Consider the following 25,734-nt stretch of genomic DNA (forward strand, 5'->3'; position numbering starts at 1 on the left):
TTAGCTTTTGATGATAATTACGCGATTGGATATTGAATTTCACCACTTTATCAAGAAAAACAATGGATTGCTGAAAGGGGTTTCTGTAAGAATTTTAGCAATTTACACTAAAATTATAAGGCTGTCTATATTTTTAATTATATTTTATGGAAATAAAAATAATAAGCGCCATTATAAACGCTTATTATTTATATTTATTGAACAAATTAAAGTTGTGGATCGATAAATGCTTTAAGTTGTGCTTTTGATAATGCACCCACTTGAGTAGCTACTACTTCACCATTTTTAAAAATTAATAATGTTGGAATACCACGAATACCAAATTTTGGCGCTATATTTGGATTTTGTTCTACGTTTAATTTAGCAATAATAATTTTATCACCATACTCTTGAGCGATTTCCTCTAAAATAGGGGCAACCATTTTACAAGGTCCACACCATTCAGCCCAAAAATCAACTAATACAGGTTTTGTTGCTTCGTTAATTGTATTATCAAATGTAGCTTCAGAAAGTGAAACAATGCTATGACTCATTTAATTATCTCCTAAGGAATTTATCTGAAATTATATTAGGATATTTTCATATCTACTGCTAGTAATTATTATAATAGGATATAATTATTAGTGAAGTTGTTATATTTAGTATGTTACAATTAACAAATTCTGATAATTATACTTTAAACAATAATGATTCAATCATATCTTACAAAAACAACTTTCAATCAATTTTCCCTGCATCCATTAATTATAAAAGCATTGGAGAAAAAAGGTTTCGTTTACTGTACCCCAATTCAAGAACAAACATTACCATTAACCTCAAAAGGAATTGACATTGCAGGACAAGGACAAACTGGTACGGGTAAAACGATTGCGTTTTTGGCTTCAACATTTAATCATTTATTGAATAATGATCCATTAGCCGATCATAAGCCGAATCAGCCACGAGCTATCATTATTGCGCCAACACGTGAATTAGTGGTACAAATTTATCATGATGCACAAACACTTTCAGAACAAACTGGCTTCAAATTAGGCTTAGCTTATGGAGGTGATGGTTATGATAAACAATTAAAAATGTTGTCTGCTGGTGTTGATATATTAATTGCTACCACTGGTCGACTAATTGATTATGCAAAACAAGATTATATTAACTTAGAGGCAATTCAGGTTGCCGTTCTTGATGAAGCAGATCGTATGTTTGATTTAGGTTTTATCCGTGATATTCGTTGGATATTTAAACATATGACATCGCCTAAAAAACGCCTCACTATGTTATTTTCAGCAACGTTAACCCATAATGTTCGTGAACTTGCTTTTGAATATATGAATGAACCACAATATATTGAAGTTGAACCTGAACAAAAAATTGGTCATAGAATTAAAGAAGAACTATTTTTCCCATCAAATGAGGATAAATTAGCTTTACTACAAACGTTAATTGAAGAAGAATGGCCAGATCGCTGTATTGTATTTGCAAATACTAAAGTTGCTTGTGAAAAAATTTGGCGCCATTTAGTGGCTGACGGTCATCGTGTCGGCTTATTGACGGGAGATATAGCACAAAAAAAACGTTTATCTATTCTTGATAAATTCACTCAAGGTGATCTTGATATATTAGTCGCAACGGATGTTGCTGCACGAGGTTTACATATTCCAAATGTAACTCACGTTTTTAATTATGATCTGCCTGATGATTGTGATGATTATCGACATCGAATTGGTCGTACTGGCCGTGCTGGTGCTGAAGGTTATTCAATTTCATTAGCTTGTGAACGTTACTCTCAAAACCTACCAGCTATTGAAAAAGCGATTGATCACGCTATTCCGGTTAGTCAATATGATCCTCAAGCATTACTTACAGATCTACCGACACCAAGACCTTTCAAAAGAACAACTCGTAGAAAGCCATCATAACAAGGTAGCTGCTATCTGCTTAAATAAGAGTTAATTCATTACCATCATTAAGTTAATAACTTTAATGATGGTATTGAACTTATAAGATAAACAGACAATTAATCAATATGTTGCTTAGTTTGCAAAAACTCCTGATAAGCTAATTTTATTTCTTTTTTTAATTCTTGAGATAATAATGCCATATGTTGACCAGATAATGCGCCATATAACCCAAATAAAATATTAAGTGAAAGTTTCGGATTCTTATGCCTAATTCGGTAATAAGTTTCCAAATAACCTATTCTTTTAAAGCTCTGAATATCAGTAATATCAACACTTATCATTAGTTTTTCTAAGGATACCGTCATATTAGGTAATGCTTTTAAACGATTTTGTTTTTTTGCTAATTTTTCGTTTTGATCTTGTTTAGCATACTCAATAACTATTTTCACAATATCATGTAACTTCTTACGATCTGTCAACAGATCGTCACCAACTTTATAATAATCAAGTAATTTATTTGAACCATCAAAAACTAAATTAAGAGGCTGCATCCCTAGATCAATAAAAAGAGATCGATAAGTAGGATGAGCTCTTAAATAAAAATTTTTTTGATCAACCCACCCAAACATAGTTGACTCACTATTAAGACTAAATCCGCCAAAAAACGATCTTATCGAAACGTCTTTAAAACCAGAAAACTCTTGTTTTATTTTTTCCGCTAATTTTCTACGCATAATAAGTTCCTTTTTAACTTACTCGTTTAAGTAATTTTAGTGGGGGTGTTTTTATGCTAAACTATAGCAATTTCTTTGATATTTAAATGATTATTTGATATAAATTGATAAATATGGGATCTGTCTTCCATAAATGAACATTAATAATATTTATACTTGATTAATTATATTTTTTTGTTCTAAAAAATTATGACTTTTTTAATCGTTTAAATTTGCAGCATCTCTTAATATTTCTTTAAAAAAGAAAAGCTGTTTTTACATTGTTATTATGTTGTAATAATTATACAATCAATAATAGTTAATTTAATGGTAGATATTTTTGTCAAGATGAATCAACATGTTTAAAAACGTTTTTATATTACTGTTTTTGTTTCTTGCATCAACCGCATCAGCCGACAAATTAGCTCTGATAGAAGCATTAACATCTTGTAATCCTGATTTTTTTAAACATGTATATGATTACAAAGATGAGCTAAAAAATCACACTAACGTTGAAACTTTTAATCAGAACCAAGCCTATATTCCGGTTGAAAACCGTAGTGATCCGACAAAAAACTTCATCTATTTTCAAAGCCCTATCGCATATAAAAATCTTAAGCTTATTGGTTACTATGATAGTGCTATGGATTTAAAAAAAATGGGGAAATATTATTTTTGGGGTTTCATTATTGAAAATGATATCAACCAAATCCGCGATAGCTTAGATTTTTTAGAATGGAAAAATATGGAAGATAACCTACTCTATATCGCTAATCCAAAAATTCGAAGTATTAATGATGATATTCTAGTTTGGCATAAAAATACCGGCTCTGTTGTTGGTGTAAAAACAATTCCCGCACCAAATACAACTGAAAAATTATTATTAATTGAAAAAGGTGAGAATATGCATCTTTTGATTTGTTCAATTCAAGGCGTTGTTACTAATAATCTACTTAAGCAAGAACGCCCTGATATTTATGCAAATAAAGTTATTAAATAGCCGATTCATCCATCTCGCCAGTACGAATACGAATCACCTGTTCTACGTTATAAACGAATATTTTACCATCACCAATTTTACCTGTTTGCGCTGTTTTCATGATAGTTTCAATACAGGTTTCTAAAATATCATCAGGTACAACAAGTTCTATTTTTACTTTAGGTAAAAAATCAACCATATATTCTGCACCACGATAAAGTTCAGTATGTCCTTTTTGACGGCCAAAACCTTTCACTTCAGTCACTGTCATACCTGTAATACCTTGATCAGCGAGTGCTTCTCGAATATCATCTAATTTAAAAGGTTTGATGATTGCCTCAATTTTTTTCATATCTCTTTACCCTTAATTCGAGATTACCAATTCTTAAATCCAAAAGCAGAAGTAATTGGATAGCGTCTGCCTTTACCAAAGTTACGAGCAGTAATTTTTGGACCTACTGCTGATTGTCGTCTTTTATATTCATTAATATCAACTAATCTAATAACACGTCTTATTGTCTCTTCATCATAACCTTGTGCAACTAGTTGTTCAATCGAAAAATCCTGTTCAACATAACCCTTTAATATTCCATCTAAAATATCATAAGGTGGTAAGCTATCTTCATCTTTTTGATCTGGAGCAAGCTCAGCTGATGGCGGGCGAGTAATCACACGTTCTGGAATAACATAAGAGCGACTATTTCGATATTTAGACAATGCAAATACCATAGTTTTAGGTACATCTTTAAGTACATCAAAACCACCAGCCATATCACCATAAAGTGTTGCATATCCGACAGACATTTCACTTTTATTACCTGTTGTTAATACTAGCCTACGACGTTTATTTGACAAAGCCATTAAAATAACACCCCGACAACGTGCTTGTAAGTTTTCTTCGGTAGTATCTTTTGCTGTACCTAAAAACATCGGTGTTAAAGAGGTCATAAAGGCATCAAACATCGGTTCAATTGAAATAATATCAAATTCAACCCCCAATATTTCCGCCTCTTCCTTTGCATCAGTGATACTAATATCAGCCGTATAACGAAATGGCATCATAACAGCCTGTACTTTATCTTTACCCAACGCATCAACCGCAATAGCTAAAGTTAACGCTGAATCAATACCACCTGATAACCCTAATACCGCACCTTGGAAACCATTTTTAGTAATATAATCACGCGTTGCAAGTACTAACGCATCATAAACAGCCGCTAATGGATCGTCTTTAAGGCTAGGTATTGGTTTATAATTATCATTGAGCAGAAAAATAGAAATTTGCTCTTCAAACGAATTTAATCGATGGACGATATCACCCTTCTCGTTACAGACAAATGAACTACCATCAAAAACAAGCTCATCTTGACCACCAATTTGATTCACATACACAATTGGTAATCCGGTTCTTACTGCATGTTGTTTAATAAGTTCTTGACGATACTGCGGTTTTTCATAAGCATACGGTGAAGCATTAATCGAAATAACCAAGTCGGCACTGTTTGCTGCAATTCGATCAATCGGTTCACATTGCCAAAGATCTTCACAGATTAATAAGCCAACTTTTTTACCTTTAAAATCAACCACACAAGTTTGCTCACCAGCAGCAAAATAGCGTTTTTCATCAAATACATCATAATTAGGTAATTGCTGTTTGTGATAACACGCTAATTGTTGTCCATCGAAAAATAGTGACAATGAGTTATAAACCAAACCATCTTGCCAATGAGGATGACCAACAATTACTCCACATTGTCGACTAGCTTGTTTGATGGCCGATAGCGCTTGTTGGCAACGATTTTTAAAGTCATCACGATAAATTAGATCTTCTGGAGGATAACCACAAATTGCAAGTTCAGAGAAAATAATAAGATCATGAGATGAATGGCGTTGCATCAATTCAATGATTTGCTGAGTATTACCTTCAATATCACCTACACGCCAATTTTTTTGTGCTAATACGAAAGATAAGGACATATAAATTCAACATTACAGATAAAAATTGGCAGTAAGTTTAAATGATTCTAAGTTGCGCTGCCACTTTTTTATCGTTAACATGCAATATTAAATTGGCATAAACTTGTTGGGAAATAATTATGCAAAAGATCCTAAATGTAGCATTAGAAAATCGCAGTTACCCTATTACTATTGGCGAAAACTTACTTAGTCAATTCGAACATTTCAAACTACACAGCGGCCAGCGAGTACTTATTGCCACAAATGACACAATTGCTCCGCTTTATCTACAGCATTTGATAGATATGTTTGAAGCTCATGGGATAAAAACAGATTTTGTTATAGTCCCTGATGGTGAACAATATAAAACCATGGAAACATGGAATCAAATTCTAACCGCTCTACTTGCCAACAATCATACTCGAAATAGCATCCTTATAGCGTTAGGTGGAGGTGTTATTGGTGATGTCGCTGGTTTTGCAGCTTCAGCTTATCAACGAGGAATTAAATTTATACAAGTACCAACAACATTATTATCACAAGTAGATTCATCCGTTGGAGGAAAAACAGCTATTAATCATCCTCTTGGTAAAAATATGATTGGTGCATTTTATCAACCACAAGCTGTTGTTATTGATATTAATTGCCTTAAAACTCTGCCACCACGAGAGCTTTCAGCCGGTTTGGCCGAAGTAATTAAATATGGCATCATTATGGATTCTGAGTTTTTTAATTGGTTAGAAACACATATCGATGATCTACTTAATTTAGATGTAGATGCCTTGAGTTATTGTATTTATCACTGCTGTAAACTAAAAGCACAAGTCGTTGCTGCCGATGAAACAGAACAAGACATGCGTGCTATTTTGAATCTTGGTCATACTTATGGTCATGCTATTGAAGCGGAACTTGGTTATGGTAATTGGTTACATGGTGAAGCAGTTAGTGTTGGTATGTTAATGGCGGCACAAACAGCTAAATTACTTGGTAAGTTAACAGATAAAGATATTCAACGAATAAAAAATTTATTAATTAAAGCTAAACTACCAGTTAAAAGACCGGAACAAATGACAATTGAATCCTATATTCCACATATGCTACGAGATAAAAAAGTTCTGTCAGGACAAATTAGATTGGTCTTACCAACTAAAATAGGTGCAGTTGAAGTCATTGATGTTGTAGATAAACAATTGATATTAGAAGCAATCTCATCTATTTAAATTCTTCTTTTTTACATAACCTGCCATATTCAATATACGGATGCATACAATTCTCTCACCGCATCCGTATATATTTATTTACATTCATGCAAGTTTAATCATAAATTTTTGTAAATATTAATTTACACGCCATCAATTAATCTAACAATATGTTAATTTTTTATTTACTATTCCGTAATTTTGTGTTTACATATTGCCTGTTTATGTAATTAATATTTTACATATAAAAATATGAATGATTTTAACAAGGAAAACCAAATGTTAAAAGACACACTAAATAATGTTCGAATCAGAGATGAGCATATGTTAATCACACCAGAAGAAATAAAAAAACTTTATCCATTATCATCTGAATTAGAAAATCAAATTGCTTCATCCCGACAAACCATTGTTGATATTTTAGAACGTCGAGATCACCGATTACTTATAGTTTGTGGTCCTTGTTCTATTCATGATCCTGATGCAGCTATTGAATATGCACATAAACTAAAAAAACTTTCTGATGAAGTGAAAGATAACTTATTTATTGTTATGCGAGTTTATTTTGAAAAACCAAGAACTACTGTTGGTTGGAAAGGTATGATTAATGACCCGCATATGGATAGCTCGTTTGATATTGAACATGGCTTAAAAAAAGCACGTAAATTGTTACTTGATATCACTAAGATTGGATTACCAATTGCAACAGAAGCATTAGATCCAAACACACCGCAATACATTGGTGATTTAATTAGCTGGTCAGCTATTGGAGCGAGAACAACTGAATCACAAACCCATCGAGAAATGGCTTCTGGCCTATCAATGCCTGTTGGTTTCAAAAATGGTACAGATGGGAGTTTAGACGTAGCAATTAATGCGATGAAATCAGCTTCAATGGCGCATCGATTTGTTGGTATTAATCAAAAAGGGCAAGTTACAGTATTACAAACTTTAGGTAATCCGCACGGTCACGTGATTCTAAGAGGCGGAAAAACACCTAATTATGATGCTGAAAATGTTGCTTTATGTGAACAGCAAATGGATAAGGCTAAATTAGTCCCTAACTTAATGATAGATTGTAGTCATGCTAATTCCAACAAAGATTACCGCAATCAACCTATCGTTGCAGACTCGATTATTGAGCAAATTAAGCAAGGCAATAACTCAATTATTGGAGTAATGATAGAGAGTAATTTATTTGAAGGTAATCAATCATCTGAACAACCAAAAGAAAATTTCAAATATGGAGTATCTGTTACTGATGCTTGTATTAACTTTGAAACGACTGAGCAATTATTGCGAAGAATGGATAGTGATTTAGCTAAACCACTACTTAGTCGACAAAAGCAGACTATCTAAATTTAGCCTATTTTCTATAACAGTAAGTAAATTCGCCGACCAATGGTCGGCGAATTTTTTTAACCGAGTTGTTTACGTGCATTACGGAAAATTCGCATCCACGGGCTATCTTCTCCCCAATTATCAGGATGCCATGAGTTGGTTACGGTTCTAAATACTCGTTCAGGATGTGGCATCATGATTGTTGCACGCCCATCATTAGATGTTACCGCAGTAATACCGTTTGGCGATCCATTTGGATTAGCAGGATACGCTTCTGTCACTTGACCAAAGTGGTTAATATAACGTGCGGCAACCAAACCTGAATTTTCTAAATTAGTTAAATGCGCTAAATCATAGGTTTCAACTTGACCTTCACCATGTGAAACAGCAATCGGCATATGCGATCCAGCCATATCAGTAAAAAGTAATGAAGGGCTAGACTGAATTTGAACTAGACTAAATCGAGCCTCAAAACGTTCCGATACATTACGAACAAAACGAGGCCATAACTCAGCACCAGGTATCAGTTCTTTTAAATTCGACATCATCTGGCAGCCATTACAAACACCTAACGATAAAGTATCATTGCGCTGGAAGAATTGCTCAAACTCATGACGAACCTGTTCATTAAATAAAATAGACTTAGCCCAACCTTCACCGGCCCCTAATACATCGCCATAAGAAAAACCACCACAAGCAACTAACGTATTAAATTGATTCAAAGTCACTTGACCTGATAATAAATCCGTCATATGAACATCAATTGACTCAAAACCGGCTCGAGCAAATGCTGCTGCCATTTCAACATGTGAATTGACACCTTGTTCACGTAAAACTGCAACTTTAGGCTTCACGCCTTTGACTATGTAAGGTGCAGCAATATCTTGCGCAATATCAAAAGTAAGATGAACATTTAAACCTGGATCTTCATCATTTTGCTTAGCTTGGTGTTCTTGATCTGCACATTGTGGGTTATCACGTAAGCGTTGCATCTGCCAAGTGGTTTCTGCCCACCATGTTCTTAATGTCAATCGCGATTCGCTATACACCACAGCGCTATTATTACGAATAATAAATTGCTGTCCTGTTTTAGCTATTCCTAATGTATGAATCGCTTGAGATAAACCAAACTGCTTAAAGCATGTCATGACTTTTGCTAAATCACTATTACGAATTTGAATAACTGCGCCGAGTTCTTCATTAAATAGTGAGGCAATAACATCGCTACCAAGTGAATTAATATCAATATCTATACCACAATGTCCTGCAAATGCCATTTCTGCTAAGGTTACCAATAAACCACCATCAGAACGGTCGTGGTAAGCAAGTAAGGTATTTTGCGCAACTAAACTTTGGATAGCCTGATAAAAAGCGGCTAATTCTTTAGCATCATGAACATCAGCTGTTCTTTGTCCTAGATGACGATAAACTTGTGCTAATGCTGTTGCCCCTAATGCTTGATGACCTTTAGATAAATCAATAAATAGTAATAGATTATCCTCATCTGTACAAAGTTGTGGGGTAACTGTTTTACGCACATCTTCAACTCGAGCAAATGCGGAAATCACCAATGATAACGGTGAAGTTACCGTTTTTTGTTCACCATCTTGTTGCCATGTTGTTTTCATTGACATAGAGTCTTTACCAACCGGAATGGCTAATCCTAAAGCAGGACATAACTCTTCACCAATGGCTTTAACCGCTTGATAAAGACCAGCATCTTCACCAGGATGACCAGCTGCAGCCATCCAGTTAGCGGAAAGCTTAATACGTTTAATGTCGCCAATATTTGTCGCAGCAATATTGGTAATCGCTTCACCAACCGCTAATCTAGCTGATGCCGCAAAATTAAGCAGGGCAACAGGAGTTCGTTCCCCCATTGACATAGCTTCACCGTAATAACTGTCTAAACTTGCTGTTGTCACCGCGCAATCGGCAACCGGTACTTGCCAAGGTCCTACCATCTGATCACGAGCAACCATACCTGTTACCGAACGATCACCAATGGTAATTAAGAAAGTTTTTTCCGCCACAACTGGCAAATGTAATACTCGTTTTACCGCATCATATAAATTGATATCGGATGTTGAAAAATGATCACCTTGTGCTTGGCTAGTTTTAACATCTCGGAACATTTTTGGCGTTTTACCCAATAGCACATCTAACGGTAAATCTATTGGATTATTATTAAAATGTTCATCATGTAACACGACTGCTTTATTAATTGTAGCTTCACCAATTACTGCATAAGGTGTACGTTCACGCTTACAAAGTTCATCAAACAATTCTAAGCTTTCTGGATGAATAGCTAGTACATAGCGCTCTTGTGATTCATTACACCAAATTTCTAACGGTGACATACCTGGTTCGTCACTTAATATTTTGCGCAATTCAAATTGACCGCCACAACCACCATCACTAACTAGTTCAGGCATCGCATTGGACAAACCACCAGCACCAACATCATGAATAAATAAAATTGGGTTTTTATCACCAAGTTGCCAACAACGATCTATTACTTCTTGGCAACGACGCTCCATTTCTGGGTTATCACGTTGAACTGAAGCAAAATCAAGATCTGCATCTGATTGTCCTGATGTCATAGATGAGGCAGCACCACCACCTAAACCAATATTCATGGCAGGCCCACCTAATACAATTAATTTGGAGCCGATAGGAAATTCACCTTTTTGAATATGTTCACGACGAATATTGCCCATACCACCAGCTAACATAATCGGTTTGTGGTATCCTCTGACTTCATCGCCGTTATAACTGTTTACTTTCTCTTCATAAGTACGAAAATAACCAAGTAAAGCTGGACGACCAAATTCATTATTAAATGCTGCACCACCTAAGGGCCCATCCATCATAATGTCAAACGCACTAACAATTCGATCGGGTTTACCAAAATCTTGTTCCCAAGGCTGTTCAAAATTTGGAATTCGTAAGTTCGAAACAGAAAAACCAACTAATCCTGCTTTTGGTTTAGCTCCTTTTCCTGTCGCTCCTTCATCTCGAATTTCACCGCCACTACCGGTTGCCGCACCTGGCCAAGGTGATATTGCCGTTGGGTGATTATGGGTTTCCACCTTCATTAAAATATCAGCATATTCCTGATGATAATCATAACTTCGACTATCATAATCAGCAAAGAATCGTCCAACTTTCGAACCATCCATAACAGCGGCATTATCCTTATAAGCGGATGACACATAATCAGGCGTATGTTCAAAAGTATTTTTGATCATTTTAAATAATGATTTTGGTTGTTTAACACCATCAATAATCCAATCAGCATTAAATATTTTATGACGACAATGTTCAGAGTTTGCTTGACCAAACATATAAAGCTCAATGTCAGTCGGATTACGGTTTAATTTTTGAAAATTCTCAACCAAATAGTCAATTTCATCTGGTGCTAAAGCCAAACCTAATTTTAGATTAGCTTCCTCTAATGCTTGACGACCTTGTCCTAACAAATCAATAATTGTTACTGGTTTGGGTTGGTCAGCCTTAAATAATAGTTCTGCTTGCTCAAAACTGTTTAATACGGTCTCCATCATTCGGTCATGTATCAATCCTAAAAAAGTATTTTTTTGACAATCAGTTAACAGAGAACTAGCTTGCACATAATAAGCAATACCTCGTTCTATTCGATGGATTTTTGATAATCCACAATTATGTGCAATATCAGTAGCTTTAGATGACCATGGCGAAATAGTACCTTCGCGTGGAGTAACTAAAAAGAGTATTTTACTGGTTTTATCTTCGACATTTATTTGCGCACTTTTGGGACCATATTGTAACAACTTATCTAAGGTTAATTGTTGTTGAACAGTTAATTCATCACTTAAATCAATAAAGTGAATATATTGGGCTTCAATATTTGTTATAGGGATAGATTGTTCACGACAAGAGGATAAAATTTTATTAATACGAAATGCAGATAGAGCAGAAGAACCAGCTAAAATTTTCATGCTAAGAGTACTCTTTTTAAGCCAAAATAGGAAAAAAATAGAACAACATTATAAAATAAACTGAACAAAGAGGCTATCTTAAAAATCATAATATAATGTAATTAAAGAATTTTGAGGAAAGGGGTTTTTTAATGTTCAATTCGGCTTTTTATGATTATTTAAAACACTACAATTTTTTAAAATAAATCTTTAATGTTTATTATTAAATTAAGAAAATTTTTAATTACAATCTGTTAGTAATCATTATTATTGAGGATTATATTCATACTGCAAAAGTAAGCCAAACTAAGCTTCTGACGATGATATCAATAAAAATATTAAGTAGAGTGGATTAATACGCCAACCAAAGTTGGCGTATTGATTATGATTAAGCTTCGTTCCAACTGTCTCTTAATCCCACTGTTCGATTAAATACTAAATTATCTTCAGTGGCATATTTACTATCAAGACAAAAATAACCTTCACGTTCAAATTGATAAGCGTGTTCTGCTTCAGCTTTTTGCAAACTAGGCTCAACAAACCCATGTTTAATAATTAATGAATTTGGATTGATAGTTGATAAAAAGTCCTCTGCACTACCTGGATTTGGAGTATTAAATAGCCGATCATAAAGACGAATTTCAGCTGGCTTTGCAAATTTAGCTGACACCCAGTGAATAACGCCTTTAACTTTACGTCCATCTTCAGGATTTTTATTTAATGTAGCAGGATCATAACTACAATAAATAGTTTGAATATTACCGTCCACATCTTTTTCAACACGCTCTGCTCGTATCACATAAGCATTACGCAAACGAACTTCTTTACCTAATACTAAACGCTTATAATTTTTATTTGCTTCTTCCCTAAAATCAGCTCGATCAATATAAATTTCACGCGTGAATGTCACTTCTCGATGACCTAATTCTGGGCGATTAGGGTGATTTGGCATGCTAAGTACTTCATCAAGTGTTTCCGAAAAGTTTTCAATGACAACTTTAACAGGATCAAGTACCGCCATTGCTCGTGGCGCATTTTCATTAAGATCTTCACGAATACAGAACTCAAGTGTACTCATTTCAACCGTATTTTCTTGTTTAGTTACACCAATTCGACGACAAAATTCACGAATTGATGCCGGTGTATAACCACGGCGACGCAAACCCGATACGGTAGGCATCCGAGGGTCATTCCAACCGTCAACAATTTGTTCAGAAACTAACTGGGTTAATTTTCGTTTAGAAGTAATAGCATATTCAAGATTTAGTCTCGAAAACTCATACTGATGTGGTCTTGCTTCAATAGTAATATTATCTAAAACCCAATCGTACAAACGACGATTATCTTGAAACTCAAGTGTGCAAAGTGAATGAGTTATATTTTCAATAGCATCCGAGATACAATGTGTAAAATCATACATTGGGTAAATACACCATTTATTGCCAGTTTGGTGATGCTCAGCAAATTTTATACGATATAATACGGGATCACGCATAACAATAAATGGTGAAGCCATATCAATTTTTGCTCTTAAGCAGGCTTTACCTTCTGCAAATTTACCTTCTTTCATTTGAATGAATAATGCTAGGTTTTCTTCAATGCTTCGATCACGATAAGGGCTATTTTTACCTGCTTGTGTTAATGTTCCACGATATTCGCGGATTTCATCAGCAGACAACTCATCAACATAAGCAAGACCTTTATTAATCAGTTCAATTGCATATTCATATAAACGGTCAAAATAGTCAGATGAGTAACAAATTTCACCATCCCATTGGAATCCTAACCAACGAACATCTTCTTTTATAGATTCAACGTATTCGATATCTTCTTTGGCTGGATTGGTATCATCAAAGCGTAAATTACATTTACCCTGATAATCTTGCGCAATTCCGAAATTTAAACAGATAGATTTTGCATGACCAATATGTAGATAGCCATTAGGTTCAGGTGGAAAACGGGTATGGGTTGTTTTATATTTTCCAGCCGCAAGATCTGCATCAATAATTTGACGTATAAAGTTAGTTGGACGAGTTTCGTTCTCTGCCGGTAATACACCGCTCATAAAAAACCTCTAATTATATATGTTTACTCATGACCAATTTAGAAATGAGATTTTTCACTTTTATCATTTTGAGCAAAGAATATAACAAATTTTTTGTTTTTTCGAAACGTTAAAACGAGAGTTTTAAGTTATCTGAAAAAATATTCTTATTCAAATCCATATCTTTCTTAATAGTTTTTAATTAAATTTTATAAAATCTAGATTGATTATTCATCACCTGATTTTATCGAAACCACAAATCTAGCACCCCCTAATGGGCTAGTCACCACGAATGCTTTACCGTCATGAAATTCAGCCATTAATTTTACATAAGCAAGCCCTAACCCATATCCGCCGGTTGAACGTGTGCGGCTAGTATCAAGTCGAGCAAAAGGCATAAAAATTTTTTCACGAGCATCAAAAGGAATACCAGTCCCATCATCATCAATCTCTAAAATCACTCGATGATCCTGTTTCGTGATATTCAACACAGCTTTATGTGTAGCATATTTAAACGCATTGAGTAGTAAATTTTTGACCATGGTTTCAACCAAATTAATATCAATTTTGGCTTCTACATCTTGACTATTACAAACTAGCTCAAACCCTTCTGGTTTAAATAGTGCTAATGATTGACAAACTTTTTCGCCCCACTCTTTCAACGATACATTAGTAAGATTTAATTCGATGTTACTCTGCTGCATTTTGAAATAATTCAAGCTGGCATTTATTAGCGTTTCAAGTTCGTCAATATCATCGCTCATTCCTTTTTGCAGTAACGCTTTTTCATGCTCATCGCTGGACTCTTCAAGCATACTTAACTCAAATCGCATCCGTGCAAGTGGCGTACGTAGTTCATGAGCCATCGCATGTGAAATCGTTTGGTTGGTACTAACTAAATGTTCTATCTGAGTCCCCATGTTATTAAGTACATTAGCTAACGGTTTAAATAACCAACCTTTTACATTTTCAGTACGCGCTTTTAAATTTCCTTGTCCCAATTGCTCTGCGGTTTGGCGAATATTAACCAAATCTTTCCAAACGGCACTAAAAGCAAAATAGATTAAAATAAAAAAGATAATGGCACTAAACAAGGCCCAAATAATAAGAAATACACTCAACGACATGGTATTCGATTCTAATATATCTCGCATTAAAATCGGACCTAGTTGCAATAGATGTCCATCCTTTAAATCAATATAGACAACCTCGTCATCACCATCATAAGCAAAACCGAGTTTTTCTAACTCTTTTTTAACGGAATGAGACAAGATAGTCTGTTCTGGTAAAACTTTTATTGGATAACCAAAAGAAGGCTGTAATTCATTAACTACATCTTGCAATGGACGTTGCTTATTTTCATCAATGTGTTTACGAATTAAGTTGACAGTTCCGCGTTGTGATTCACGAAAAATAAGATGATCATCGGGCATATCAGTTAAAGACGAAGGTAATGAGTCAAACACCAATAATGCACCATAAGCAATAATACATTGTAACGAAAGCAAAATAACAAGGTAAAAGACGATGCGGCGATTGAAGAATAGCGGTTTAGCTAATAATTGTTTCAATGATTTTCCCCTTCACGCATAAATAAATAGCCTTTTCCACGCACGGTTTTGATCCGTGATGAGTTGTCAGGATCATCTAGTAATTTGCGCCGTAATCGAGAAATGCGCGCATCAATAGAACGATCGCTACCATCAAAATCAATACCTCTTACTTGAGAAAATATATCGTCTCGCGATAAAATCTTACCGGCGTTATTTGCTAATAACCAAAGTAAATCAAATTCTGCCGTAGTCAAATCGATATCTTGCCCATCTAATAACACTCTTCGATTTTCACCATCAATAACCAAATTATCAAAGACCAGAGTATTATTGTTAAACGAAGTTATTAGCTCCTTATAGCTTTCTTTATCGGTTTCGATCTGTTTTCGTCGCAACAATGCACGAATACGAGCAAGTAATAACCGCGGTTCTATAGGTTTAGCTAGATAATCATCTGCACCTAACTCTAAACCAACAATTTCATCAATATTGTCTTCACTCGCGGTCATAATCAGAATATAGTTTGTAAACCACGAACGTATATCTCGACATATATCAAATCCAGATTTTTCTGGCAGCATGACATCTAAAATAACTAAATCAGGATTGATCTGTTGTATTTTTTCTTCGGCACCTGCACCACTATTATGCCAATCAACCATATACCCCTGACGGATTAAATAAACTTGGATTAAATTGGCTAATCTTTCATCATCTTCGATGATTAATATACGTTCACTCATTTTCGGCTCTCTTTACCGTATAATGTGTACTTCAAAATACCTTATTATACAGGTAAATGAAGCCTCGTTACAAAAGATATACAAAGAGCCTACAAAGTTTACGACCGCTATATGAGAGAATTGGCGCCAATATCTATAACTAAGCAATTTTTTCGTTAACTATGAATACTTTTTCATCAATTACTAATCATCTTTTTCAGCCATCTTATACTCACCACCAAAACCCTATTATTTTATGTGATTTTGATGGCACAATTAGTGTTAAAGATGTTACTGATACTTTACTTAGTCAATTTGGTCAAGATGGTTGTGATGAACTTGAAGAGTTATGGGTTAGTGGCAAAATCGGCTCTCAAGAATGTATGAGTAAACAGATTGCATTAATGGATGCTAGCCTAGAGGAACTCAATCAAGCATTAGCAAAAATTGAAATTGATGATAATTTTAAAGCATTTATTGATTACACTGAAAAAAATCATATTCCAGTTCATGTAGTTAGTGACGGCTTAGATTATGCTATTCAGTTTGTGTTAAAACACCATGGTATTGAGAATTTACCTATTTATGCCAATAAGTTAATGCATAATAATCAACGAAGTTGGCGCCTGGAGTTCCCATTTGCCAATAAAAATTGTATTAAACAAAGCGGTAACTGCAAATGCAATCATGTTAAACAACAGCAACATTTTCCTCAGATACTGTATGTTGGTGATGGTACGTCCGATTTTTGCGTTTCTCATCATGTCGATCTTGTTTTCGCCAAAGATAAGTTGATTAATTATTGCGAAAAAAACAATATTAAACACAGTGCTATTGAGAGTTTTGCTGATGTAACCGCAGCATTAAAACAGATGCAACAAACACTAATTCCAGTCATGGCGGTAAAATAAAGGAATAATAATGAGTACAATTGAAGATTTATCTTATTTTTTACCTGGTAATAAAAATGGTGTGCTATTAATTCACGGTTTAACTGGTACACCAAATGAAATGCGTATTTTAGCCAATGGTTTACATAAAGCTGGATTTACTGTGTATGCAATACAGTTAGCTGGTCACTGTGGTACAGAAGCAGATCTATGTAAAACAACTTGGCAAGATTGGTATAAAAGTGTTCAAGATGGTGCTGATTATTTAGCTCAACATGTTGATAATCTGTTTGTCGCAGGTTTATCTATGGGCGCATTATTAGCGTTAAAATTAGCTGCCGATCGTCCCAATCAAGTGAAAGGTGTTGGTGTTTTAGCACCTACTTTTTCTTATGATGGCTGGAGCATGCCATTTTGGGCTAAAAAATTCTTCTTTTTATTAGTCTATTTCAAAAAACTTGGTATTTTTCAAAAAGTATCTTTTATTGAAAAACCACCTTATGGCCTTAAGGATGAGCGGATTCGGGCTGTTGTGTCTGAAAGCATGTTAAGTGGTGACGCCGCCTCTGCAGGACTGGCAGGTAACCCTTTCCCAGCTTTAGCTGAAATGCAGTTATTGGCTAAACATATGCGTCAGGAGTTACCTAAAGTTACCTCACCGTGTTTAATTATGCATTCAGGCAATGATGACATTGCCAATATTGAAACAAATGCAAAATTAGTTGAAAAACACGTTTCCGGCCCAAAACAGTTAATCGTATTAAATGATAGTTATCATTTAATTACCATTGATAGCCAACGCCGAGAAGTGATTAAAGAATGTGCTTCATTCTTTAATCATATTGTAGAAGGAAATCAAGCATAATGTCATCCTTAGTTATTTTTCTTTGGGTTAGTAATATCTGTTTTGATACTTTAGGACAAGTTGCCTTTAAATATGCTGCAATATCACCGACCAATCGAGATGGTTGGTATTACTGGTTGGATTTGGCTAAAAATCATTGGATTTGGGTAGGAATAGCATCTTACATTGCTGAATTTTTATTGTGGCTAGCCTTTTTAACTTTAGTGCCACTATCTCAAGGAGTATTACTGGCCTCATTTAATATTATTACTATTATGTTAGTTGGTCGAATTCTTTTCAAAGAATTACTCACTCTTTATCGCATTATTGGTATGTTATTAATAACTGCTGGTGTTATTTTTGTGGGAATGTCTTAATATGGCTAAGTTTTATTTGATTGGTTTTACCGTATTATTAATGTTTGATACCATTGCCCAGTGCAGCTTCAAATTGGCTGCTGAGCATGCACAACCTCTTGCGATGAGTGTTGAATGGATTATTAGGGTTTTTTCTGGCCATTGGATCTATGTATCAATTGCAGGTTATATTTTTACTTTCTTCACTTGGATGACTTTATTAAAAAAAGCGCCTGTCGGACCAGCTTTTGCGGCATCTCATTTCGAAGTCGTCACGGTAATGATTGCATCAGTTTGGTTATTTAATGAACCAATAACGTTATTTAAGTTAATTGGAACAATATTGATTGTTTCAGGAATTATGTTTCTGGCATTGGCGGAAAGTAAACTAACCAACAAAAACAGTCATAACAGTTATTAATCAAAACTAAAGTCAAGCCTAGCTGTATTTTATTAAAAGAATAATAGATTAATAATACTAGGCTTTTAAAGCGTTTAATAATATTAAATTGAGTTGATATTGTTCTTGTTGCCAACCATTTAAGTTCTCTAAGGATATTTCTGGTTGTTTATCTAATGAACTAAGCAATCGTTTAAACCAACTTTTCGGTTGCCATATTGATAATTCACCAGTGATATCACTACCAATAATTCGTGGTTTAATTGAGGAAATAGTATCCAATAAGTGATAAGTTTGCAGTTTTCCTTGATCCCAATTAGTATGAATAACCTCTTCACTTAATACGTCTTTATCTATCGATAAATATATTGGTTTAGTATTACGATATTGTTCAGATAGAAACTGGGTAATCAAATCATCAGGCGAATCAAAATGACGAAAAGCTTGATTCAAGCCAATTTTTTTCGCCCAAGAAACATTGACATCTAAGCTCCAATAAGTCAATTTTTTATGAAATAGCGGTGACCATCTATTTTCCCAAAAATGCCATAATCCAATATCATTAGAAGTTATGCCTAACACATGAACATGACTTACGAACGGTAAACTTGCTACATAGCTCACCCATGAGCCACAGTGAACACCAAATAGATAACGCATATTGTCTGGATGATTATCAAAAATAATCACTTCAATTGGATTATCTGCTGAATATTGCTTAGCAAGTTGCTCAATTAGTAATAGCGAAATATGATGATAATCACCGCTCCCCATCAACACTGTGCCATAGTTTTCTGGTAATGATTGTTGTAATTGCATTTTAAATTTTTGGAAATTTTTTTCATTACAACCAAAGCGAATTACATCTTGCCACTGCGTGAAATCAATCGTTTTAGCGTCATTAATTTCACCTACGCTTTGATCAAAATTAAGGATAACCGGCAATGTCATGCTACTTTCTCCTTATCGGTTTCAAAATGGCCTATTAATTTACGTAAAATTAGTCTTAACAGAGGATTTCGAATATAAACTAGATGTTTGGTTAAAGTAAAACTAGCACCTAACGAAGCTTTAACTTCGGGATCTGTCCAACCTGCGACATAACTACTTAGTTTCTGTTGTAATGCATATTCAAGATTAACAAACCAGCTAACAAAATAGAGATTCAACTCCCGTGCCAGTGGATAAACCATACCAATATACTTATCAATTAGAACATTATTCACCACAAAACAGATGTTATAACCAATTAATTGGCCATTATAGTGATAAGTGAAAATACGCCCATTTGCTGCTTTACTTTGCAGTAATTGGATAAAAAATGGTTTGGTTAATAAATCAAAATGTATTTCACTTTGTTCATATACATTAAGATAAAGCTGATAATATAAATCAAGATTGGCGTCATCAAAAAAATAGTCATCACCAGTTTGTAAGATATTAATCTCTAATTTTTCACGAGATTTCAGCTTTCTTCTTAAATTCTTACGACGGCTATATGATAATTTTGCCAAAAAGTCATTTATCGATTCGAAATCGATTGGAACCCACGCTAAAGCTTGTCCTTCAACTTCAATAAAACCGTTATCTTTTAATGACCCAATAACCTGTTTAGAATATTGATTATCCTGCTTACTTAGTAAAGGCGAATCGGAAGGTAAATCTTTCACAATAGTAAAAGGATATTTCTTTGCATACGCTGTTTTAACATTATCAGCTAATTGCTGTGCATTCACTTTATCAGTTAACAAACTGTATTCTGAAACTGTCGTTCCGACAAAACATGTTTTTGGTTGTAACCAATGTCGCCATTTGCTATAAAAAGGTAATTTATGAACTTTATTTTTAAAATCATCATCGGCAGTTGTGAGCAAATCAAACTTAGCAGAAAAAGCAGGTACACCATCTTCACTCATCCAGCTCGTAAATTCCTGTGGTGGATGAGAAATAAAATTATTGATTAGTTCATTTGGTTCTAGTTGATTGATATATCGCATAACTTTCTATAAAGGATCGGGTATAACTAGAATCCCGCTAACACATATTAGCGGGATTATTTTGCTTTAAGACTTAAAGTTCTTTTTTAGCTCGGGTAATTAATTGATCGAGTAGTTCAATACCTTGGTCAATTTCTTGACGAGTAATATGTAATGAAGGAGCAAAAGTGATAACATTTTTATAATAACCACCAATATCAAGCACCAAGCCCATTTTATTACCTTTCCAATCAAGATCACCTGACATACCAATATCAACCATTTTATCAACTAATGCTTTGTTAGCTGTAAAACCGTCATCGGTACAAATCTCAGCGCGTAGTGCAAGACCTAAGCCATCAACCTCACCAATTTCTTTATGTTTCTTCTCAAGTGTTTTTAATCCTTCAAGGAAGTATGCACCACTATCCATTACCATTTTTTCGTAGTCAGTTTCTGAAGTCATTTTTAAGACTTCTAGACCAACCGCAGTACCTAAAGGATTTGACGCAAACGTTGAGTGGGTAGAACCAACAGGGAATACTTCTGGATTGATTAACTCTTCACGAGCCCATAAACCACCTAATGGATTTAAACCATTTGTTAATGCTTTGGCAAATACCACCACATCAGGTTTAACATCAAAATGTTCAATTGACCATAATTTACCAGTACGATAAAAGCCCATTTGGATCTCATCAACAACTAATAAAATACCGTATTGATCTAAAACTTTTTTCAGACCTTTAAAGTAGTTACGAGGTGGAACAATATAACCACCGGTTGCTTGTAATGGTTCCGCATAAAATGCTGCATATTCAGCTTGGCCGACTTTTGGATCCCAAACACCGTGATATTCTGTTTCGAATAAACGAGCAAATTCAGCGACTAAATGTTCACCATATTCTTCGGCTGTCATTCCTTTTGGGCGACGGAATGGATATGGGAAAGGAACAAACATTGCGCGATCACCAAAATGACCATAACGACGACGATAACGATAACTTGAGGTAATTGAAGATGCCCCCAAAGTACGACCATGGTAACCACCTTGGAAAGCAAACATTAGTGATTTACCGCCGGTAGCATTACGCACTACTTTTAGTGAGTCTTCAATACATTGAGAACCACCAACATTAAAATGAACACGCCCTTGGTAACCGAATCGCTGTTCCATACCTTGAGCAATAGTTTTTGCTAATTCAATTTTAGTTGGATGAAGATACTGACTAGCACATTGTGGTAAAGTATCGATTTGTTTTTTAAGTACGTTATTTAGACGCTCATTAGCATAACCAAAGTTACAAGCTGAGTACCACATTTGTAAATCAAGAAAGGCTTTACCTTCTTTATCATACATGTAGCTACCTTCACAGCCATCAAAAATCTTCGGAGGTTCAACGTAATGCACGGTATCACCAAATGAGCAATATTTTGCTTCATCAGCTAATAATACTGCGTCGTCAGGGCGACTGTTAATCATTTCTTTAGTTGGTTTACTCATAATTTATCTCACTAATCCATATTCAAATATGACAAAATGTGGCATTATTATCGGAGAAAAGTGATTGTAACAATGTACAATTACTGTATAGATTTTGTGACGACGGACTTGAGATAAAGAAATCACAATAGCTCTCGTAAACCATATCACTATGAATAGGTATCAAAATGAAAAGAATAAGCTGTATAATTTCGCTATTATCAATGTGTTCTCTAGGATATACGCAAATTGTATCAGCAGAATCTACCTCATTGGGAATCGGTTTAGGTTGGTCAACTTCACCATATAAAAGTTATAGTTCAAACTACTATCCTATACCACACATTGATTATGACAATGGCTCGTTTTTTATTGATGATCTTTCTGCTGGGGTTTATGCCCTCAATGATGATAACCAAAGTCTATCCTTTGGCGCTCGCTATTTAGCGAATGAATTTAAACCTCACGATTCTAATAATCATAAACTAAAACAGCTCGATAGTCGCCACTCAACCCTACTAGCGGATATTGAATATTCCTTTAATACCAATTGGGGTATTTTTTCTAGTAGTATTGGCGCTGATATCCTTGATAATAGTAATAGTATTTTAGTTAATGCTGATTATACTGTGCCTTATATTGAAAATAATTTGATTGTTGCACCTGCTATCGGTATAAATTGGGCAAATCGTAAACATAATGACTATTATTATGGAATCTCGCACAAAGAATCTGCACGTTCAGGCTTAGGTTATTTCAATGCTGATAGCTCTTTTACGCCTTACTTTGAAATTGCTGCTCAATATTCGTTAACAGATAATATTGCAACCTTTGGTGGAGTCCATATTGATAAACTAACAGGTGATGCAGCCGATAGCCCAATGGTTGATGATAGTACGGTAACATCTATTTATATGGGTGTATCTTATAAATTTTAAAGAATTTCTTATCAAATCTTATTACTAAGGCGATAATATATCATCGTCTATGAAATTTTTATTATAAATCGTTATGATAAAATAAACTTCGTAAAGCAAATATTTGGAAATATAACACTATGCTTTGGTTTAAAAACGCAATTATTTACCAACTTAATAATGACAATTTACTTGATAAACAAACTATTGAACAAGCGCTTAAATCGGCTTCATTTTCGCCGTGCGGTAATTTAGATACCACTAAGATGGGATGGGTATCGCCTTATAATGATAATAACTTAGATGATTTCATTATTGATATGCAAGGACATTTACTGTTACGGATTAAAAAAGAAACTAAAATATTACCAGCGCCAGTAATTAAACAAGCACTAATTGATAAAATTGACAAACAAGAGAAAGCATTAAGTCGAAAGCTCAGCAAAAATGAAAAAGCCACATTAAAAGATGAAGTGATGTTCGATTTAATGCCTAGAGCATTTAGTAAATATAACCATTATTGGTTATGGATCGATACTGAAAATAGAAGAATTATTATTGATTGTAGTAGTTTTAAACTAGCTGAAGATATTTTAGCAATTTTACGTAAAGAGCTTGGATCTTTAGCATTAACCCCATTATCAATCGATAAACCACTTGAAAAGATAATGACCAATTGGGTTAAAGAAAAGTTAAATTTTCCTCCTTTTATATTAGGTGATGAAGCTGAATTAAAAGATCCACTGGAAGGTAATGGAATTATTAACTGCAAAAACCAAGATATTACTAGCGACGAAATGTTAGTTCACTTAGATTCTGGTAAATGGGTAACCAAACTTAAAATTATTGATGAACGTGGTATCAATTTTATTATCAACCCAGACTTTACATTGAAAAAAGTAAAATTTGATTCTATTATAATGGACGAAAATGAAGATATTGGTTCTGATGAGTTTGATAAACGACTTGAAGCGGATTTTTACATTATGGCCAATACTTTATCTAACTCCATAAATGATTTATATATTACAGTTAATCAAATTGGTTAATGCAAATTAAAGTTATTTAATTTTTACAATGTAAGTTTATTCTATCTAGCTTTGCGCAATTTATGTGCTATAATTAAAGCTAGATTATGTGTAACATAATTATTAGTAATATCTATTTATAAGAAGTAAATTTAAACAATAAAATCAAATTAAACAACGTCTATAACAACAAATAAGTTGAGGCAAAAAATGAAAAAAACGACTCTAGCTCTAGCAATTGCAGTTGCAAGTTTAACCGCTACTGCCGCTAATGCAGCATATGAAGACAACACTTTTTATACAGGTGCTAAATTAGGTTGGTCTGAGCTTTATAACTTAGATGCAAATAAAGTTCGTGCTTTTGATAAAGAAGAAGCTGGAATCAAAACTTCTAATAGAAGTAACATCGCTGGCGGTGCATTCTTAGGTTTCCAAGCTAATCCTTATTTAGCATTTGAACTAGGTTATGATTGGTTAGGTTCAGCAAAATATAAAAGAAATTATCGTTATGATAGTGATTCTAAAGCAGGAAACAGTAAAGTTTCTGCTCAAGGTGTTTCTTTAACTGGTAAATTAAGCTATCCACTATCATTCATCTCTGACGATTTAGATATCTATGGTCGTGCGGGAGGAATGGTAACTATCGCTAAATGGAAAAATGGTGGTGATGTTAGAGAAGATCATGGTAAAGGCGGTACAAAAACTGATGTATCACCTGTTTACGCTTTAGGTCTTGATTATCGTTTTGATGAAAACTTCTCTACTCGTTTAGAATATCAATATGTTCAACATATTCATACTAAAACTGATGCATCTCCAGACGCAGGTACTGTGAGCTTGGGTATCACTTACCGTTTAGGTTCACCAGCGGTTGCAGCTCCAGTTGAAATCAAAACTGAAGTAAATCGCTATGTTTTAAATGAAGATGTATTATTTGCTTATGCAAAAGCTGACTTAAAAGCAGAAGGGCGCCAAGCGCTTGATAACTTATTAGCAACGCTTGTTAAAATTAATCCATCTGAAAGTGCTATCGTAGTAATTGGTCATACTGACCGTATTGGTTCTGATAACTATAACCAAAAACTATCAGAACGTCGTGCCCACACTGTATTAAACTATTTAGTACAAAAAGGTGTGCCAGCTGAAATTATCACTTCACGTGGTATGGGTAAATCACAACCAGTTACTGGTACTAAATGTAATGCACTTCGTGGCGCTGACTTAAAAGCATGTTTAGCACCAGATCGTCGTGTTGAAATTGAAGTTAAAGCACGTAACGTTCAAGAAGTTCAAGTAATTGATCAAACAAAATAATAATTGTTGATTAATGATATCTGTTAAAACCCAGCTTTAAGCTGGGTTTTTTATTTATACCTTTTGTTAATTAATAAATTATATCTTGCTTTTAAGCTATAAATTATCCACAAAAAAGATTATAATCAATAAAATATTGTTAGTATCCTAGTTAAAGGAGTAGCC

The 25,734-nt window shown here is 34.3% G+C and carries 22 protein-coding genes; 11 read left to right on the forward strand and 11 right to left on the reverse strand.

The window, feature by feature from the left end; translation table 11 throughout:
- Nucleotides 1-206: 206 nt before the first annotated feature.
- A complete protein-coding gene (gene trxA / locus RAM17_RS12355) occupies nt 207-533 on the reverse strand; it encodes a thioredoxin TrxA (protein WP_110447035.1) in 327 nt (108 codons plus the stop codon).
- A gap of 153 nt (nt 534-686) precedes the next feature.
- On the opposite strand from trxA, the gene rhlB reads away from it, so the two are divergent.
- Nucleotides 687-1,913: an ATP-dependent RNA helicase RhlB gene (rhlB, locus tag RAM17_RS12360; RefSeq protein WP_110447034.1), complete on the forward strand. Its 1,227-nt coding sequence runs from the start codon at nt 687-689 to the stop codon at nt 1,911-1,913.
- A 98-nt stretch (nt 1,914-2,011) separates the two neighbouring features.
- Here the strand turns inward: rhlB and RAM17_RS12365 are convergent, their stop codons facing one another.
- Complete coding sequence (locus RAM17_RS12365) at nt 2,012-2,629, reverse strand: TfoX/Sxy family DNA transformation protein (protein ID WP_110447033.1); 618 nt, start codon at nt 2,627-2,629, stop codon at nt 2,012-2,014.
- Nucleotides 2,630-2,966: 337 nt separating this feature from the next.
- Between RAM17_RS12365 and RAM17_RS12370 the strand changes: the two genes are divergently transcribed.
- Nucleotides 2,967-3,608, forward strand: a complete 642-nt coding sequence (locus RAM17_RS12370) for a hypothetical protein (RefSeq protein WP_110447032.1) — start codon at nt 2,967-2,969, stop codon at nt 3,606-3,608.
- Here the strand turns inward: RAM17_RS12370 and glnB are convergent.
- Nucleotides 3,601-3,939, reverse strand: coding sequence for a nitrogen regulatory protein P-II (gene glnB, locus RAM17_RS12375; RefSeq protein ID WP_065577823.1), 339 nt, complete (start codon nt 3,937-3,939; stop codon nt 3,601-3,603). The two genes, RAM17_RS12370 and glnB, sit on opposite strands and share 8 nt — an antisense overlap.
- Nucleotides 3,940-3,962: 23 nt before the next feature.
- Nucleotides 3,963-5,570 (reverse strand): NAD+ synthase, encoded by a 1,608-nt coding sequence (locus RAM17_RS12380; protein ID WP_110447031.1) that lies wholly within the window; start codon nt 5,568-5,570, stop codon nt 3,963-3,965.
- 113 nt (nt 5,571-5,683) lie between these two features.
- Between RAM17_RS12380 and aroB the strand changes: the two genes are divergently transcribed.
- Nucleotides 5,684-6,763, forward strand: coding sequence for a 3-dehydroquinate synthase (aroB, locus tag RAM17_RS12385; protein ID WP_110447030.1), 1,080 nt, complete (start codon nt 5,684-5,686; stop codon nt 6,761-6,763).
- Between the two features lie 258 nt (nt 6,764-7,021).
- Nucleotides 7,022-8,101 carry a 3-deoxy-7-phosphoheptulonate synthase gene (locus RAM17_RS12390; RefSeq protein WP_110447029.1) on the forward strand — a complete coding sequence of 360 codons (1,080 nt, stop codon included), beginning with the start codon at nt 7,022-7,024 and terminating at the stop codon, nt 8,099-8,101.
- A gap of 59 nt (nt 8,102-8,160) precedes the next feature.
- Here the strand turns inward: RAM17_RS12390 and purL are convergent, their stop codons facing one another.
- The 4 genes from purL to RAM17_RS12410 all read right to left on the reverse strand — a co-directional run bounded on the left by purL (nt 8,161) and on the right by RAM17_RS12410 (nt 16,382).
- Complete coding sequence (purL, locus tag RAM17_RS12395) at nt 8,161-12,063, reverse strand: phosphoribosylformylglycinamidine synthase (protein WP_110447028.1); 3,903 nt, start codon at nt 12,061-12,063, stop codon at nt 8,161-8,163.
- A gap of 367 nt (nt 12,064-12,430) precedes the next feature.
- The gene (gene glnS, locus RAM17_RS12400) at nt 12,431-14,107 is read right to left on the reverse strand and encodes a glutamine--tRNA ligase (protein ID WP_110447027.1); all 1,677 of its coding nucleotides are present in this window, start codon (nt 14,105-14,107) and stop codon (nt 12,431-12,433) included.
- 206 nt (nt 14,108-14,313) lie between these two features.
- Nucleotides 14,314-15,657, reverse strand: coding sequence for an ATP-binding protein (locus tag RAM17_RS12405; protein ID WP_110447026.1), 1,344 nt, complete (start codon nt 15,655-15,657; stop codon nt 14,314-14,316).
- Nucleotides 15,654-16,382, reverse strand: coding sequence for a response regulator transcription factor (locus tag RAM17_RS12410; RefSeq protein WP_065614669.1), 729 nt, complete (start codon nt 16,380-16,382; stop codon nt 15,654-15,656). The genes RAM17_RS12405 and RAM17_RS12410 overlap by 4 nt, the downstream gene beginning before the upstream one ends.
- A 161-nt stretch (nt 16,383-16,543) precedes the next feature.
- Between RAM17_RS12410 and RAM17_RS12415 the strand changes: the two genes are divergently transcribed.
- From RAM17_RS12415 to RAM17_RS12430, 4 genes are read left to right on the forward strand one after another with little or no spacing between them, the layout of a single operon-like run.
- Nucleotides 16,544-17,272: an MtnX-like HAD-IB family phosphatase gene (locus RAM17_RS12415; RefSeq protein WP_110447025.1), complete on the forward strand. Its 729-nt coding sequence runs from the start codon at nt 16,544-16,546 to the stop codon at nt 17,270-17,272.
- 10 nt (nt 17,273-17,282) lie between these two features.
- Nucleotides 17,283-18,116: an alpha/beta hydrolase gene (locus tag RAM17_RS12420; RefSeq protein ID WP_034901882.1), complete on the forward strand. Its 834-nt coding sequence runs from the start codon at nt 17,283-17,285 to the stop codon at nt 18,114-18,116.
- Complete coding sequence (locus RAM17_RS12425; RefSeq protein WP_034901884.1) at nt 18,116-18,472, forward strand: EamA family transporter; 357 nt, start codon at nt 18,116-18,118, stop codon at nt 18,470-18,472. The genes RAM17_RS12420 and RAM17_RS12425 overlap by 1 nt, the downstream gene beginning before the upstream one ends.
- Nucleotide 18,473: 1 nt before the next feature.
- Nucleotides 18,474-18,872 (forward strand): DMT family transporter, encoded by a 399-nt coding sequence (locus RAM17_RS12430; RefSeq protein ID WP_110447024.1) that lies wholly within the window; start codon nt 18,474-18,476, stop codon nt 18,870-18,872.
- A 57-nt stretch (nt 18,873-18,929) separates the two neighbouring features.
- Here RAM17_RS12430 and RAM17_RS12435 read toward each other — a convergent pair whose 3' ends face one another.
- From RAM17_RS12435 to RAM17_RS12445, 3 genes are all read right to left on the reverse strand, one after another.
- Nucleotides 18,930-19,802 carry an arginase family protein gene (locus RAM17_RS12435; protein ID WP_110447023.1) on the reverse strand — a complete coding sequence of 291 codons (873 nt, stop codon included), beginning with the start codon at nt 19,800-19,802 and terminating at the stop codon, nt 18,930-18,932.
- Entirely contained in the window at nt 19,799-20,848 is a 1,050-nt protein-coding gene (locus RAM17_RS12440; RefSeq protein WP_110447022.1) for a GNAT family N-acetyltransferase, read from the reverse strand. Before RAM17_RS12440 ends, RAM17_RS12435 begins: the two co-directional genes overlap by 4 nt.
- Before the next feature lie 73 nt (nt 20,849-20,921).
- Nucleotides 20,922-22,331, reverse strand: coding sequence for an aspartate aminotransferase family protein (locus tag RAM17_RS12445; protein WP_110447021.1), 1,410 nt, complete (start codon nt 22,329-22,331; stop codon nt 20,922-20,924).
- Between the two features lie 167 nt (nt 22,332-22,498).
- Between RAM17_RS12445 and RAM17_RS12450 the strand changes: the two genes are divergently transcribed.
- The 3 genes from RAM17_RS12450 to ompA all read left to right on the forward strand — a co-directional run bounded on the left by RAM17_RS12450 (nt 22,499) and on the right by ompA (nt 25,569).
- Entirely contained in the window at nt 22,499-23,248 is a 750-nt protein-coding gene (locus tag RAM17_RS12450) for a MipA/OmpV family protein (protein WP_110447020.1), read from the forward strand.
- 119 nt (nt 23,249-23,367) lie between these two features.
- The gene (locus RAM17_RS12455; RefSeq protein ID WP_110447019.1) at nt 23,368-24,276 is read left to right on the forward strand and encodes a recombination-associated protein RdgC; all 909 of its coding nucleotides are present in this window, start codon (nt 23,368-23,370) and stop codon (nt 24,274-24,276) included.
- Nucleotides 24,277-24,465: 189 nt separating this feature from the next.
- Complete coding sequence (ompA, locus tag RAM17_RS12460) at nt 24,466-25,569, forward strand: porin OmpA (RefSeq protein WP_110447018.1); 1,104 nt, start codon at nt 24,466-24,468, stop codon at nt 25,567-25,569.
- Nucleotides 25,570-25,734: the final 165 nt, after the last annotated feature.

It is taken from the genome of Gilliamella apis (genome assembly GCF_030758615.1).
GTDB lineage: Bacteria > Pseudomonadota > Gammaproteobacteria > Enterobacterales > Orbaceae > Gilliamella > Gilliamella apis_A.

Excerpts from the sequence above, each read along its gene's own strand:
- RAM17_RS12425 (WP_034901884.1), top strand. The coding sequence starts at position 18,116 with ATGTCATCCTTAGTTATTTTTCTTTGGGTTAGTAATATCTGTTTTGAT.
- RAM17_RS12415 (WP_110447025.1), top strand. The coding sequence starts at position 16,544 with ATGAATACTTTTTCATCAATTACTAATCATCTTTTTCAGCCATCTTAT.
- trxA (WP_110447035.1), bottom strand. The coding sequence starts at position 533 with ATGAGTCATAGCATTGTTTCACTTTCTGAAGCTACATTTGATAATACA.
- RAM17_RS12365 (WP_110447033.1), bottom strand. The coding sequence starts at position 2,629 with ATGCGTAGAAAATTAGCGGAAAAAATAAAACAAGAGTTTTCTGGTTTT.
- RAM17_RS12450 (WP_110447020.1), top strand. The coding sequence starts at position 22,499 with ATGAAAAGAATAAGCTGTATAATTTCGCTATTATCAATGTGTTCTCTA.
- aroB (WP_110447030.1), top strand. The coding sequence starts at position 5,684 with ATGCAAAAGATCCTAAATGTAGCATTAGAAAATCGCAGTTACCCTATT.
- purL (WP_110447028.1), bottom strand. The coding sequence starts at position 12,063 with ATGAAAATTTTAGCTGGTTCTTCTGCTCTATCTGCATTTCGTATTAAT.
- RAM17_RS12390 (WP_110447029.1), top strand. The coding sequence starts at position 7,022 with ATGTTAAAAGACACACTAAATAATGTTCGAATCAGAGATGAGCATATG.
- RAM17_RS12430 (WP_110447024.1), top strand. The coding sequence starts at position 18,474 with ATGGCTAAGTTTTATTTGATTGGTTTTACCGTATTATTAATGTTTGAT.
- ompA (WP_110447018.1), top strand. The coding sequence starts at position 24,466 with ATGAAAAAAACGACTCTAGCTCTAGCAATTGCAGTTGCAAGTTTAACC.
- RAM17_RS12370 (WP_110447032.1), top strand. The coding sequence starts at position 2,967 with ATGTTTAAAAACGTTTTTATATTACTGTTTTTGTTTCTTGCATCAACC.
- RAM17_RS12455 (WP_110447019.1), top strand. The coding sequence starts at position 23,368 with ATGCTTTGGTTTAAAAACGCAATTATTTACCAACTTAATAATGACAAT.
- RAM17_RS12420 (WP_034901882.1), top strand. The coding sequence starts at position 17,283 with ATGAGTACAATTGAAGATTTATCTTATTTTTTACCTGGTAATAAAAAT.
- RAM17_RS12410 (WP_065614669.1), bottom strand. The coding sequence starts at position 16,382 with ATGAGTGAACGTATATTAATCATCGAAGATGATGAAAGATTAGCCAAT.
- RAM17_RS12435 (WP_110447023.1), bottom strand. The coding sequence starts at position 19,802 with ATGACATTGCCGGTTATCCTTAATTTTGATCAAAGCGTAGGTGAAATT.
- glnS (WP_110447027.1), bottom strand. The coding sequence starts at position 14,107 with ATGAGCGGTGTATTACCGGCAGAGAACGAAACTCGTCCAACTAACTTT.
- glnB (WP_065577823.1), bottom strand. The coding sequence starts at position 3,939 with ATGAAAAAAATTGAGGCAATCATCAAACCTTTTAAATTAGATGATATT.
- rhlB (WP_110447034.1), top strand. The coding sequence starts at position 687 with ATGATTCAATCATATCTTACAAAAACAACTTTCAATCAATTTTCCCTG.
- RAM17_RS12445 (WP_110447021.1), bottom strand. The coding sequence starts at position 22,331 with ATGAGTAAACCAACTAAAGAAATGATTAACAGTCGCCCTGACGACGCA.
- RAM17_RS12440 (WP_110447022.1), bottom strand. The coding sequence starts at position 20,848 with ATGCGATATATCAATCAACTAGAACCAAATGAACTAATCAATAATTTT.